This is a genomic window from Streptomyces capillispiralis (assembly GCF_007829875.1).
Lineage (GTDB): Bacteria > Actinomycetota > Actinomycetes > Streptomycetales > Streptomycetaceae > Streptomyces > Streptomyces capillispiralis.
The window spans coordinates 4,811,399-4,824,771 of the sequence record NZ_VIWV01000001.1; the positions used below are offsets into that span (position 1 = coordinate 4,811,399).

The 13,373-nt window shown below is 73.0% G+C and carries 10 protein-coding genes and 1 other RNA gene; 9 read left to right on the forward strand and 2 right to left on the reverse strand.

Annotated elements, in window-relative coordinates:
- Nucleotides 1-13: 13 nt before the first annotated feature.
- The 5 genes from ftsX (at nucleotide 14) to FHX78_RS20890 (ending at nucleotide 4,470) form a co-directional block, all read left to right on the forward strand.
- A complete protein-coding gene (gene ftsX, locus FHX78_RS20870; protein WP_145868946.1) occupies nucleotides 14-931 on the forward strand; it encodes a permease-like cell division protein FtsX in 918 nt (305 codons plus the stop codon).
- A gap of 67 nt (nucleotides 932-998) precedes the next feature.
- Nucleotides 999-2,159: a S41 family peptidase gene (locus FHX78_RS20875; protein WP_167531810.1), complete on the forward strand. Its 1,161-nt coding sequence runs from the start codon at nucleotides 999-1,001 to the stop codon at nucleotides 2,157-2,159.
- A gap of 71 nt (nucleotides 2,160-2,230) precedes the next feature.
- Nucleotides 2,231-2,710 (forward strand): SsrA-binding protein SmpB, encoded by a 480-nt coding sequence (gene smpB / locus FHX78_RS20880; RefSeq protein WP_145868947.1) that lies wholly within the window; start codon nucleotides 2,231-2,233, stop codon nucleotides 2,708-2,710.
- Nucleotides 2,711-2,865: 155 nt separating this feature from the next.
- Nucleotides 2,866-3,268, forward strand: a transfer-messenger RNA (tmRNA) gene (gene ssrA / locus FHX78_RS20885).
- Between the two features lie 233 nt (nucleotides 3,269-3,501).
- Nucleotides 3,502-4,470, forward strand: a complete 969-nt coding sequence (locus FHX78_RS20890) for an extracellular catalytic domain type 1 short-chain-length polyhydroxyalkanoate depolymerase (protein ID WP_145868948.1) — start codon at nucleotides 3,502-3,504, stop codon at nucleotides 4,468-4,470.
- A 13-nt stretch (nucleotides 4,471-4,483) separates the two neighbouring features.
- On the opposite strand, the gene FHX78_RS20895 is transcribed toward FHX78_RS20890, so the two are convergent.
- Both FHX78_RS20895 and FHX78_RS20900 read right to left on the reverse strand, forming a co-directional pair.
- On the reverse strand, nucleotides 4,484-5,491 hold the full coding sequence (locus FHX78_RS20895) for a LacI family DNA-binding transcriptional regulator (RefSeq protein WP_145868949.1): 1,008 nt from the start codon (nucleotides 5,489-5,491) through the stop codon (nucleotides 4,484-4,486).
- A gap of 109 nt (nucleotides 5,492-5,600) precedes the next feature.
- Nucleotides 5,601-6,950 (reverse strand): MFS transporter, encoded by a 1,350-nt coding sequence (locus FHX78_RS20900; RefSeq protein ID WP_145868950.1) that lies wholly within the window; start codon nucleotides 6,948-6,950, stop codon nucleotides 5,601-5,603.
- Between the two features lie 83 nt (nucleotides 6,951-7,033).
- Between FHX78_RS20900 and FHX78_RS20905 the strand changes: the two genes are divergently transcribed.
- The 4 genes from FHX78_RS20905 (at nucleotide 7,034) to FHX78_RS20920 (ending at nucleotide 13,297) form a co-directional block, all read left to right on the forward strand.
- Entirely contained in the window at nucleotides 7,034-8,002 is a 969-nt protein-coding gene (locus tag FHX78_RS20905) for a LysR family transcriptional regulator (protein WP_145868951.1), read from the forward strand.
- Nucleotides 8,003-8,286: 284 nt separating this feature from the next.
- Nucleotides 8,287-9,780: a hypothetical protein gene (locus tag FHX78_RS37540; RefSeq protein WP_229924172.1), complete on the forward strand. Its 1,494-nt coding sequence runs from the start codon at nucleotides 8,287-8,289 to the stop codon at nucleotides 9,778-9,780.
- Nucleotides 9,780-11,978 (forward strand): bifunctional polysaccharide deacetylase/glycosyltransferase family 2 protein, encoded by a 2,199-nt coding sequence (locus tag FHX78_RS20915; RefSeq protein WP_145868952.1) that lies wholly within the window; start codon nucleotides 9,780-9,782, stop codon nucleotides 11,976-11,978. Before FHX78_RS37540 ends, FHX78_RS20915 begins: the two co-directional genes overlap by 1 nt.
- On the forward strand, nucleotides 11,975-13,297 hold the full coding sequence (locus FHX78_RS20920; protein WP_145868953.1) for an acyltransferase family protein: 1,323 nt from the start codon (nucleotides 11,975-11,977) through the stop codon (nucleotides 13,295-13,297). The genes FHX78_RS20915 and FHX78_RS20920 overlap by 4 nt, the downstream gene beginning before the upstream one ends.
- Nucleotides 13,298-13,373 lie beyond the last annotated feature (76 nt).

Here is a 13,373-nt window from a genome sequence, read left to right on the forward strand (position 1 = left end):
TTGATCAGACGCCATGCGCGCCCAGTTCGTCCTGTCGGAGATCGGCGTCGGTCTCCGCCGCAACCTGACGATGACCTTCGCGGTCGTCGTCTCCGTCGCCCTGTCGCTCGCCCTGTTCGGCGGGTCGCTCCTGATGAGCGACCAGGTCAACAGCATGAAGGGCTACTGGTACGACAAGGTCAACGTCTCCATCTTCCTGTGCAACAAGAGTGACGCCGAGTCCGACCCCCACTGCGCCAAGGGCGCGGTGACCGACGACCAGAAGGGCCAGATCAAGGCCGACCTGGAGAAGATGTCGGTCGTCGACACGGTGACGTACGAGTCGCAGGACGAGGCGTACAAGCACTACAAGGAGCAGTTCGGCGACTCGCCGCTGGCCAGCTCCCTCACGCCGGACCAGATGCAGGAGTCGTACCGCATCAAGCTGAAGGACCCGGAGAAGTACCAGGTCATCGCGACCGCCTTCGACGGGCGGGACGGCGTGCAGTCGGTGCAGGACCAGAAGGGCATCCTGGACAACCTCTTCGAGCTGCTGAACGGCATGAACTGGGCCGCCCGCGCGGTGATGGCCCTGATGCTGGTGGTGGCCCTGATGCTGATCGTGAACACGGTGCGCGTCTCCGCGTTCAGCCGCCGGCGCGAGACCGGCATCATGCGGCTGGTCGGTGCCTCCGGCTTCTACATCCAGGCGCCGTTCATCATGGAGGCCGCGGTCGCCGGGCTCATCGGCGGCACGCTCGCGTGCGGATTCCTGCTCGTCGCGCGGTACTTCATCATCGACCACGGACTGGCCCTGTCCGAGAAACTGAACCTGATCAACTTCATCGGCTGGGACGCCGTACTGACGAAGCTGCCGCTCATCCTCGCGACCAGTCTGCTGATGCCCGCGTTGGCCGCTTTCTTCGCGTTGCGCAAGTATCTGAAGGTGTGACTCTTGCCAAAAGGGGCGTGCGGCCAACCGGCCGTACGCCCCTTCGCGTTGTCCTAGACTCACCGGCATGTCAGGTCGTGACCCGTTCTGTCAGCCCCGCCGGATCCGCCGCGGGGCCGCCCTGACCTTGGTGTTCGCCGGCGTGCTGGTCGCCGGTGCCGCCACGGGCAACCTGCCCGGGACCGACCGCGAGCCCACGGCGGACGGGGCCCGTCCGGCCGAACCCGTCGGCCACCACGCCGACGTCGCCCGGGCCGCCGAGGAGGCCGCCGCCGAGGGCGCGTCCCCCCTGGAGGCCGCCCGACGGGCCGTCAGCCGCAGCGGGGACCGCTGGGCGGCCGTCTACTCGCCCGCCGAGTACGAGGAGTTCGAGGACGCCCTGGACGGCCGGTACACCGGCGTCGGCCTGTGGGCCCGCGAGCGCGACGGCCGGATCGAGGTGACCAAGGTGGGCGGCGGCACCCCCGCGGCCGGTGCCGGGATCCGCGCGGGCGACCGGCTGCGCAGCGTCGACGGGAAGCCGGTCGACGGACGGCCCGTCACCGAGGTCGTCTCCCTGCTGCGCGGCGACACCACCGGCGAACCCGCCGGCACCACCGTCCGCCTCGGCCTGGAGCGCGGCACGCGCGCGTGGCACGAGACCCTGCGCCGCGCCCGCCTGTCCCGGGACACGGTCACCGTCCGCGAGCTGGCCTCCCGCGCCACCGTCATCAAGGTCGGCGCCTTCACCAAGGGCTCGGGCGAGCAGGTCCGCACCGCCGTGCGCCGGGCCCCGGCCGGCTCCGGGATCGTGCTCGACCTGCGGGGCAACCCCGGCGGCCTGGTCGCCGAGGCGGTCACCGCGGCCTCCGCCTTCCTCGACGGCGGGCTGGTCGCCACGTACGACGTCGAGGGCGAGCAGCGCGCCCTGCATGCCGAGCCGGGCGGCGACACCGCCAGACCCCTGGTCGCGCTCGTCGACGGCGGCACGATGAGCGCGGCCGAACTGCTCACCGGCGCCCTCAAGGACCGCGGCCGGGCGGTCGTCGTGGGTTCCCGCACCTTCGGCAAGGGGTCGGTGCAGATGCCCACCCCGCTGCCCGACGGCTCCGTCGCCGAGCTGACCGTCGGCCACTACCGGACCCCCTCCGGCCGGGAGGTCGACGGCCGCGGCCTCACCCCCGACCTGGAGGCCGGCGAACAGGCGCTCCAGCGGGCCGAGACGGTCCTCGGCGGCCTGGGCCGGTAGGGCCCCCGCGTCCGGCCCGTCGGTAATCGGCTTCCCGTCGACCCCCTCCCTAGTGCGAAAATGGCTCCACTATGGCTAAGGAAAAAGGGCGCAAGCTGATCGCGCAGAACAAGAAGGCGCGGCACGACTACCTCATCATCGACACCTACGAGGCGGGCCTGGTCCTCACCGGCACCGAGGTGAAGTCCCTGCGCCAGGGCCGGGCGTCGCTGGTGGACGGCTTCGTCCAGCTGGACGGGCACGAGGCGTGGCTGCACAACGTGCACGTCCCCGAGTACAGCCAGGGCACCTGGACCAACCACAGCGCGCGGCGCAAGCGCAAGCTGCTGCTGCACCGCGCGGAGATCGACAAGCTGGAGTCCAAGTCCCAGGAGACCGGGCACACCATCGTGCCGCTCGCCCTGTACTTCAAGGACGGCCGCGCGAAGGTCGAGATCGCGCTGGCCAAGGGCAAGAAGGAGTACGACAAGCGGCAGACGCTGCGGGAGAAGCAGGACCGGCGCGAGACGGAGCGGGCGATCTCCGCGGTGCGCAGGAAGCAGCGGGCCTGAGCGGGAACAGCCGGGGGCCCGTCCGCGTTGTACGGGGTACCACGGCGGGATGACCGGTGTTAATACGGTGGCATCGTCGGGTACCGGTCACGTACGATGGCACCTGCACCTCACAGAGGGTGCGTGCCCCCTCCGGGGGGTTGAAAAATCAACATGGGGATGATCGGTTTCGACAGCGGCTGTCGAAGCAGGGGAAGCGTGTCGAGGAAGCGGCCATGATCTCGTAAACCACAGGCCGAAAAAATAATCGCCAATTCCAAGCGATCCATCTCCCAGGGCGAGCTCGCCCTCGCTGCCTGATCTTCAGGTAGCGAGCAGCGGCTCCCCTACTTAAGGGAGTGTCAGCCCGGGGGTGTTCCCGACCCGGATCCTGGCATCATCTAGGGGACTAAACCTTGATCCTGGTCACGGGGTGAAGAGGGAAAACACACAGTGACTGGGCCCGTCGGAGACTTGTCGGCGTGATCTCCGGGGCCGAGAAAAGCACAGCCGACTGCACACGGAGAAGCCCTGATTCCGCACCGTTGGACGCGGGTTCGATTCCCGCCATCTCCACGAAGGCGACTGGTGACGTGTGCCCGCGGACGACGCGGGCCACGTCACCTTCGTCGTTACCGCGCGGCCGCGCCGCGCGAGCGGGGGCTCCGCCACCCGCACCCCCTCTGTGGGCACAGGCCCCGTCGCTTTCGAGCGGCGGGGCCTGTGTCATGCCCGCCCACATGGTCCCGGCGCTGCGATGTGGTGCCCGCACCCATATCGGGGGGTGGTTCACGCTTCTACGTTCCCTCCCCATGACACAGACCAGAGCCGCGACCCTGCTCACCGTCCTCGCAGCACTGCTCTCCGTGCTGCTCGCCCCGGCCCCCGCCGCCGCGGCCTCCCTCCAGGAGGTCACCGGCTTCGGCAGCAACCCCGGCGCCCTGCGGATGTACCGGTACGTCCCCGACGGGCTGCCCGCCGGCCGGCCCGTCGTCGTCGCCCTGCACGGCTGCACCCAGAACGCCGCCGGCTACGCCACCGGCACCGGCTGGACCACGCTCGCCGACCGCTGGGGCTTCTCCGTCGTCCTGCCCCAGCAGCAGAGCGGCAACAACGCCGGCCAGTGCTTCAACTGGTTCCAGACCGCCGACATCCGGCGCGGCCAGGGCGAGGCCGCCTCCCTCGCCCAGATGGTCGACCGGCAGCTCGCCGACGTCTCCGGCGACGTCTCGCGCGTGTACGTCACCGGCCTGTCCGCCGGCGGCGGGATGACCGCCGTGATGATGGCGGCCTACCCGGAGAAGTTCGCCGGGGGCGGCGTCGTCGCCGGACTGCCGTACGGATGCGCGCAGGCCGCCGGATCTCCGTACGTGTGCATGTACGTCGGTGCCACCCAGACCCCGGCGCAGTGGGGCGACCGGGTGCGGGCCGCGCGCCCCGGGTACACCGGCCCCTGGCCCGCCCTCACCGTGCTGCACGGCACGGCCGACCACACGGTGCGGCCCGCCAACATGACGGACCTGGTGGAGCAGTGGACCGACGTGCACGGCGCCGACCGGACCGCCGACGTCAGCGACACCGTCGCCGGACATCCGCACCAGGTGTTCCGCGGCCCGGGCGGTGATGCGGTCGTCGAGACGTACGCCCTCACCGGCATGGGGCACGGCCAGCCCGTCGACCCCGGCACCGGGGACGGGCGGTGCGGGACGGCCGGGGCGTACTTCCTCGACGTGGACCTGTGTGCCGCGTACCGGCTGGGCAAGGGCTGGGGACTGGGCTGACCGGAACGGTCCCTCACGCCCCGCGCGGTGCCGTGCTCGCCCGTTCCGTCAGACGGGGCGGCAGCAGGGTGGTCTGCGGTACGGCGGCTCCCGACAGCTTCCGCACCAGCAGGTGCACCGCGCGGGTGCCCAGTTCCGTGGACGGCACGGTCACCGCGGTGACCGGTACGCGGGCCGACGCGGCGACGGGCGCCGGGCAGACGGCGGTCAGGGACAGATCGCCGGGGACGCGCAGCCCCAGCTGCCCGAAGGCCTCGATCAGCGGATCGAGGAGCGGTTCGTTGTGCACGACCACCCCGGTCAGCGCGGGCAGCTCGCGCACCAGCCGTTCGGCGATCGCGCGGGCGGCGTCCGGGCCGGTCCCGCACGGGTGCACGGCGGAGGTGAGCCGGTGCCGGTCCGCGGCGGAGGTGAAACCCTCCACCAGCCGCCGCGCGAACGCGGTCCGCCGCACGTACACCTCCGGCGGGGAGCCGACCAGCGCCACCACCCGGTGCCCCAGCCGGGCCAGATGGTCCACGCACAGCTCACCCGCCGCCCGGAAGTCCAGATCGACGCAGGTCAGCCCGTCCGGCTCGGCGGGCATGCCGATCAGCACGGACGGTAAGGGCCCCGACCGCAGCATCGGCAGCCGGGGATCCTGGAGCTGCACGTCCGTCACGATCACCGCGTCGGCCAGCCCCGCCGCGGCGACCCGCCCCAGCCCCTCCTCGCCCTCGCCCTCGGTGAGCAGCAGCACATCGTGGTCGTGGGCGCGGGCGGCGGTGACCACCGACACCGCGAACTGCGTCACCACCGGCACATGGATGCCGGACCGCATCGGCACCGCCAGGGCCAGCACCCTCGACCTGCGGCCGGGCGCGGCACGGCCGGCGCCGTCCGTGCGGTAGCCCAGCTCGCGCACCGCCGCCTGGACGCGGCGCCGGGTCGCGTCGGAGATCGGACGCTTGCCGCTGAGCGCGTACGAGACCGTGCTGGGGGAGACCCCGGCGCGCCGGGCCACATCCGTGATCTTCACCATCGGGGGTCCTCACCTGGCACTGTCCGCGGGATACCGAAACGATCGCCGAAGTCGCCGCACATCGTCGAAGCGCTTCGACGGGTGAAGGTATGTGCGGGACTTGTGGCCGTCAATGGGGTGCGCGGGATTCGGTGGAGCGGTTCGACGGCCCGAACGGAAAGCGGTTGCGGGACCCGGGCGGGGCGAGCACCACGAGGGAGACGAGGAGGGCCGCCGCGGCCGCCGCCACCGGGACGCCGTACCCGGCCGCCGCCGAAACCCGCTCCACCGTCCAGCCGCCGGCCGCGCTGCCGCAGGCGATCCCGCCGAGCAGACCGGTCACCGCGAGCGTCATGCCCTCGTTCAGCCGGTCCCCGGGGGTGTACCGCTGGACCAGCGTCATCGTGGTCACCATGGTCGGGGCCGTCGCCATCCCGGCGACCAGGAGCGCCCCCGCCAGGAGCAGCAGCGAGCCGGTCAGGCCGGCGGCGAGCAGCGGCAGCACCATCAGCGCCGTCATCGCGGCCAGGCACCACGGCAGCCGGGACCGCGCGGACGCCCCGGCCGGGCGCAGCGCCCCGTACACCAGCCCCGCCGCACAGGAACCGGCCGCCTGGAGCGCGAGCACCGCCCCGGCCGCCGAACGGTGCCCCCGCGCGTCCGCGAACGCGATGGTCACCACCTCCATCGACCCGAACACCGCACCCGTCGCCAGGCAGACGGCGAGCAGCGGCCGCATCCCGGGCGCCCGGAACGGGGCCCGCCCGGAGGAACGCCGCGCGGCCGGCGGCTCGGTCGACCGCTGGGCGGTGAACAGCGCCACGCCCGCCAGCAGCAGCACGGCCCCGACGAGGGTGCCCGCCTCCGGGAAGAACGTCCCGCACAGGAAGGCCGCGAGCACCGGGCCGAGCATGAAGCACAGCTCGTCCGCCGCCTGCTCGAAGGAGTTCGCGGTGTGCAGGGCCTCGGCGTCCCCCTTCAGCAGGTGCGCCCAGCGGGCCCGCGACATCCCGCCGGTGTTGGGGGTCGTGGCGGTGGCGGCGTAGGAGGCGAACAGGGTCCAGTCCGGGGCCCCGTGGTGGACGCAGAGCAGCAGGGCGAGGGAGCCGAGGACGGCGAACACCGTGGCCGGCAGGGCGACGCGGGCCTGCCCGTACCGGTCGACCAGGCGCGCGGTCCACGGCGCGACCACCGCCGTCGCCGCCAGCCCCGTCGCGGTGACGGCACCGGCGAGGGCGTACGACCCCCGGGTCCCGGCGATCATCACCACCGCGCTCACGCTGAACATGCCCATCGGCAGGCGGGCGATGAGGTTCCCGGCGGTGAACGCGCGGGCGCCGGGCAGATCGAAGAGGCGGCGGTACGGGCCCTTCGCGCGGGTGCCGCCACGCGTACGCGGGCTGAAGTCGACGGCGACCAGGGTGTCGGCGGTGAGCGTGAGCAGGGGAGTGTCCCGGGAACGGGAGGTCGGCTGGGGCATGGAGCCACCGTCGTCCGCGGCCCCGCCTCCGGTCCAACACCTTCTCGGTACCGATTCACGCACCCCTGTTGTAAGTTCACGGGATGCCCGCCCCCGCCCACCTCGAACCCCGCCTGCTGCGCGCCTTCGTGACCGTCGCCGAGGAACTGCACTTCACCCGTGCCGCCACCCGCCTCTACGTCGCCCAGCAGGCGCTCAGCCGGGACGTACGGCGGCTGGAACGGGAACTGGGCAGCGAACTGTTCGTCCGCACCACCCGCCAGGTGACGCTCACCGCCGACGGCGAACGCCTGCTGCCGTACGCCCGCGCCGTGCTCCAGGCGCAGGACGACCTGCTCGCCGCCGCCGGACAGGCGCGGCCCTTGCTGGTGGACCTCAACTCCCCGGGCCTGGAGACCCCGCGCCGGGTCCTGCACCGGGCTCGCGAACTCGCCCCCGGTCACGAGCTGATGGCCCGCTACGAGAGTGGACTGACCGGCGCGGCGGGGGAGTTGCTCGCGGGGCGGCTCGACGCGTCGTTCGGACGGTTCGCGGGCCTCGCCCCCGCGCTGCGCGCCGGGCTCGACCAGCAGCCCGTGCGCTACGAGCCGATGGCGGTCGTGCTGCCCGAGGACCACCCGCTGGCCGCGCTGGAGGAGGTGCCGCTGGCCGCGCTGGCCGGCGAGACGGTGTACGCCGGGGCCGGGAACCCGCGTACGCCGGAGTGGACGGACCTGGCGCGGCTGCTGTTCGACGGGCGGGGGATCGCCCTCGCGCCGCCCGCGCCGCTGGCGGTCGGGGAGGAGGAGTTCCAGCGCGTGATGGCCCGAACACGCTGCCCGATCCTCGCCGTCGTCGATTTTCCGCCAATGCCCTCGACGGTGCTGCGGCCCCTCGTGGAGCCGGTCCCGTTGTCCCCGGTGTCCCTGGTGTGGCGGAAGGGGTTGATCCATCCCGCTCTGGACGAGTTGCGCGGATCGGCGGCCGCCGTGGCCGCCGAGGAGGGCTGGCTGCGGCGACCCGCGCGGGGGTGGCTCCCGGCCCCGGATGCCGCCGTGATGGCGGCCTCGTGAGGTCTCACTCCTGACACGAATGCGTAGGCGGGAAACACAGAACCTCCGCGTGCGCTACATTCATCGCCCGAGCACGGTGTGATAAACGGGGCGCTCGGATCGGGTGGGGGCCCGGTCCGCCGACGAGTGCTCGGGTCGTCTGCGCGCCGGAAGTGTCCCGTGGGGGGAAGTGCGTGCGCGTGGAAAAGTGGCGAGAAGACGCCCAACCGGAACGACCCGAAGCCGCAAACGCGGAGGAGGAGTTCACGGGGAACGGCGACCGGGACCTGCCCGACACACGGGTCATGCCCCTGAGCGAGAAGCCCGCCGGAAACGCCGTGGACCGGCGCGAGCCCGATGCCGACTCCCTCGAGGAACGCTGGGCCCGCCTCGGCGTCCACTCCCGTACGACCGACAGGACCGAGGTCCTGCCCGGCACCGCGCCCCGCACGCGTCCCGCCGGGCGGCCCGGTGACGACAGCCGCGCCGCCGCGACACCGGACGGGCCGGAACGGTCCGAGGCCCGCCCGGACGGCCCCTGGGACGCCGAGCGCACCACGGCCCTGCGCATCCCCCGCCCGGAGTCCGGCGCCGCTTCGGGCCCGGAGTCCGGCGCCGTTCCGCGCCCGCAGTCCGGCGCTGCTCCGCGCCCGGAGTCCGGCGCCGTTCCGCGGCGTCCGGAGACCGGCGGGCGGCCCGGCGGCGACGCCCGCGCCGCCGTGACACCGGACGGGCCGGACCGGTCCGAGGACCGCCCGGACGGCCCCTGGGACGCCGAGCGCACCACGGCCCTGCGCATCCCCCGGCCCCAGACCGGCACCCCCGCCGCCCGCGCGACACGCCCCCCGGGAAACCCCGCACGGGCCGGCTCCCCGCAGGACACGGCCCGTTTCCCCGGCCCCGCAGCGGCCGGCTCCCCGCAGGCCACGGCCCGCTTTCCCGGCCCCGCACGGGTCGGCTCCCCGCACGAAAGGGACCGTTTCCCCGGCCCCGGACCGGCCGCCCCCCGTACCCCCGCCCGTGACCCCTGGCAGGAGCCCGGCGAGCCCGTCGGCGCCACCCACGACCCGCACGAAGTGACGGTTCAGCTCGACGCCGTACAGATAGGGGACGGCGGCGTGCTGCGCCGGTCGCCGGGCGGGCCGGGCCCGGCGCAGGACGCCCCCGCCGGGCCCGTGTTCGTCGACGAGTCCGGCCGCCGCAGCCGCCTCTACCGCCGTATCGGCATGGCCGTCGGCCTGGCCTGCGCGGGCTACGCCGTCGTCATGGTCGCCACCCTGCTCTCCGGCAACTCCGACGCCCCCTGGATGCCCGTCCCCGGCCAGGAGCAGAACCCGGCGGGGAAGGTCGAGACCACCCCGCAGCCCGCGGAGACCGACGCCGTCCCCAGTACCGGCGGCAGCCTCCCCCCGGACGGCACGCCGACCACCGGCGCCCCCGCGCTCCCCACGCCCGGCGCCACCCTCCCCGCGACGGACGAGGCCGGCACCGCGAACCAGCCGGACGCCGCCGACCCGGCCCCGACGTCGGCCGGCGGCCAGGACACCACGCGCCCGGCCACCGGCGACGACGCCACCCCCACCACCCCGGACGAGACCCCGGTCACGACGCCCCCCGACGCGCCGGCGTCGGAGAGCCCGGCCCCCGGGACCACCGCCCCCACGGGTGACGGCAGTGCCGCCGGCACCGACGACGTCGCCGGTGCTCCCGCCGGCCCGCGGGTCGCCGCCGACGGCTCCGCCGGGCAGCAGGAGCCGTCCACCGCCCCCACCGCACCATCCTCGGAGAACGTCATCTGATGGCACCCCGCACCCACCGTCACCGGGCCGCCCGCCCCGCCCGTGACGGCTCCCCGCGCCGCCGCGTGCCCCTGCGCCTGCTGCTCCCGCTGCTCGTCCTCGTCGCCCTCGCCGCGATGCTCATGCTGCGCGGCTACGTGCACAGCGAGATCCTCGCCGACCACCGCGTCGGCAAGCCCGCCCCCACCACCCAGGTGCCCGAGGACATCCTCGGGGGCGGCCCGGTCATCGACGCCCGCGCCGGGCGGGCCACCACTCTGAGCGTGCCCGACCACCGCCTCGTCCTCACCTTCGACGACGGCCCGGACCCGATCTGGACGCCCAAGGTGCTTGACGTGCTGAAGGAGCACGACGCGCACGCCGTCTTCTTCGTCACCGGCACCATGGCCTCCCGCTACCCGGACCTCGTCCAGCGCATGGTCGACGAGGGCCACGAGATCGGCCTGCACACCTTCAACCACCCCGACCTCTCCCTCCAGTCGAAGAAGCGCATCGACTGGGAGCTGTCGCAGAACCAGCTGGCGATCACCGGCGCGGCCGGCATCCGCACCTCCCTCTTCCGCCCGCCGTACTCCTCCTTCGCCGAGGCGATGGACAACAGGACCTGGCCGGTCACCCAGTACATCGGCAGCCGCGGCTACCTCACCGTCGTCAACAACACCGACAGCGAGGACTGGAAGCGGCCCGGCGCCGACGAGATCATCCGCCGTGCCACCCCCGAGGGCGGCAAGGGCGCCATCGTCCTGATGCACGACTCCGGCGGCGACCGCAGCCAGACCGTCGCGGCGCTCGACCGGTTCCTGCCCGACCTGAAGGAGAAGGGCTACGCGTTCGACAACCTGACGGAGGCCCTGGACGCGCCCAGCGCGCACAGTCCGGTCACCGGCGCCGACCTGTGGAAGGGCAGGGCGTGGATCTTCCTGGTCCAGGCCTCCGAGCACATCACCGACGTCCTGGTGGTGGGCCTGGCCATCATCGGCACCCTGGTCATCGGCCGCTTCGTCCTGATGCTCCTCCTGTCCGGCGCCCACGCCCGCCGGGTCCGCCGCAAGGGCTTCCGCTGGGGCCCGCCGGTGACCGAACCCGTGACGGTGCTGGTCCCGGCGTACAACGAGGCCAAGTGCATCGAGAACACCGTCCGTTCCCTGATGGCGAGCGACCACCCGATCGAGGTGCTCGTCATCGACGACGGTTCCACCGACGGCACCGCCCGCATCGTCGAGGCGATGGGCCTGCCCAACGTGCGGGTGATCCGCCAGCTCAACGCCGGCAAACCGGCCGCCCTCAACCGGGGCCTGGCCAACGCCCGTCACGACATCGTCGTGATGATGGACGGCGACACCGTCTTCGAACCGTCCACCGTCCGCGAACTCGTCCAGCCCTTCGGCGACCCCCGGGTCGGCGCCGTGGCGGGCAACGCCAAGGTCGGCAACAAGGACAGCCTCATCGGCGCCTGGCAGCACATCGAGTACGTGATGGGCTTCAACCTCGACCGCCGCATGTACGACATCCTCGGCTGCATGCCGACCATCCCCGGCGCGGTCGGCGCCTTCCGCCGCTCCGCCCTGGAACCCATCGGCGGCATGAGCGACGACACCCTCGCCGAGGACACCGACGTCACCATGGCCCTGCAGCGGGCCGGCTGGCGCGTGGTCTACGCCGAGAACGCCCGCGCCTGGACCGAGGCCCCGGAGACCGTCCAGCAGCTGTGGTCCCAGCGCTACCGCTGGTCGTACGGCACCATGCAGGCCATCTGGAAGCACCGCCGCGCGGTGGTCGAGAAGGGCCCCTCGGGCCGCTTCGGCCGCATCGGCCTGCCCTTCGTCTCCCTGTTCATGATCGTGGCCCCGCTGCTCGCGCCGCTGATCGACGTCTTCCTCCTCTACGGCCTCGTCTTCGGCCCGACCGAGAAGACCATCACGGCGTGGCTGGGCGTCCTGGCCATCCAGGCGGTCTGCGCGGCCTACGCCTTCCACCTCGACCGCGAACGCATGACCCACCTCATCTCGCTCCCGCTCCAGCAGATCCTCTACCGCCAGCTCATGTACGTCGTACTGCTCCAGTCCTGGATCACCGCCCTCACCGGCGGCCGCCTGCGCTGGCAGAAACTGCGGCGCACCGGCGTGGTCGGGGCGCCGGTCGGCGGGGCGGTGCCGAGCCAGGGCCGACGCAACGATGATCGGAGGCCCGTGGCATGACCCACGGACACACGACCGGCACGGGCACGAGCCCGGAGCCGCCCGGCCCGTACGGAACGCCGTACGCGGGAGACACGGGCGCGGCCCCGGCGCCGACGCCGTACACGGTCCCCCAGCAGCGCACGGACGGTGCCGCGCCCACCCCGGCACCCGCGAGACCGGGCCGTGACCGGTACCTGGACCTGCTGCGCTCCGTCGCCCTGGTGCGCGTCGTGGTGTACCACCTGTTCGGCTGGGCCTGGCTGACCGTGCTGTTCCCGTCGATGGGCGTGATGTTCGCGCTGGCGGGCTCGCTGATGGCGCGGTCCCTGAAGCGCCCGGCGTGGAGCGTGATCCGCGGGCGGGTCCGCCGGCTGCTGCCGCCCCTGTGGGTGTTCGCGGTGGTCGTGCTGGCGCTGTTGTTCGTGAGCGGCTGGAGCCCCTCGAAGGACCCGGACCAGGACGGGGTCTGGGGCCTGGTCAACCTGCTCAACTACCTCGTCCCGATAGGCGCCCCGCCCTACCCGGTGGATGCCGGAGTCCTGGGGCCGCTGGAGTCCACCTGGGCGGACGAGACGGTGGGGCCGCTGTGGTACCTGCGCGCCTACCTGTGGTTCGTCATCGCGTCGCCGTTGCTGCTCCGGCTGTTCCGCCGGGCCCCCTGGCCGACCCTGCTGGCCCCGCTGGGCCTGACGGCGATCGTCGGCACGGGCCTGGTGACCATCCCCGGCGAACTGGGCAACGCGGTCACCGACTTCGCGGTCTACGGCAGTTGCTGGGTGCTGGGTTTCGCCCACCACGACGGCCTGCTCCAGCAGATCCCGCGGTACGTCTCCGTCTCCTGCGCGTCCCTGGTGATGGCCTTCGGCCTGTGGTGGGCCTCGGGTCACCTCGGTCCCGCGGGCTGGGACCTCAATGAGATCCCACTGGCCGATGCCGCCTGGTCGTTCGGTTTCGTGGTGATCCTGCTCCAGTACGCCCCGTCGTGGCGGGAACTCCCGGGACGCCTGGCGAACTGGGACGGGCTGGTGACCCTGTCCAACAACCGGGCGGTCACCATCTACCTGTGGCACAACATGATGATCATGGCGACGTTCCCGATCATCGACCTGCTGTACCGGCTCCCGTTCATGGAGAGCGAACGGGCGGCGGCCGCTCTCGACAGTACGTACACGATCTGGACCTTCGCCCTGGTCTGGCCGCTCATCGGCCTGATGATCCTCGCGGTCGGCTGGGTCGAGGACCTCGCGGCGAAGCGCACGCCACGCCTGTGGCCGAACGGCGGCGCGAAGCGCACCACCGGCGGGCGGGGCCGGTCCGGCGCGGCGCGCGGCGGCTGACGGGCGCCTGTTCACGCGGCCCCGGCCGGTCAGTGGCCCAGCGCCCACGGGGAAACGCCGCTGTGGTTCACAGGGG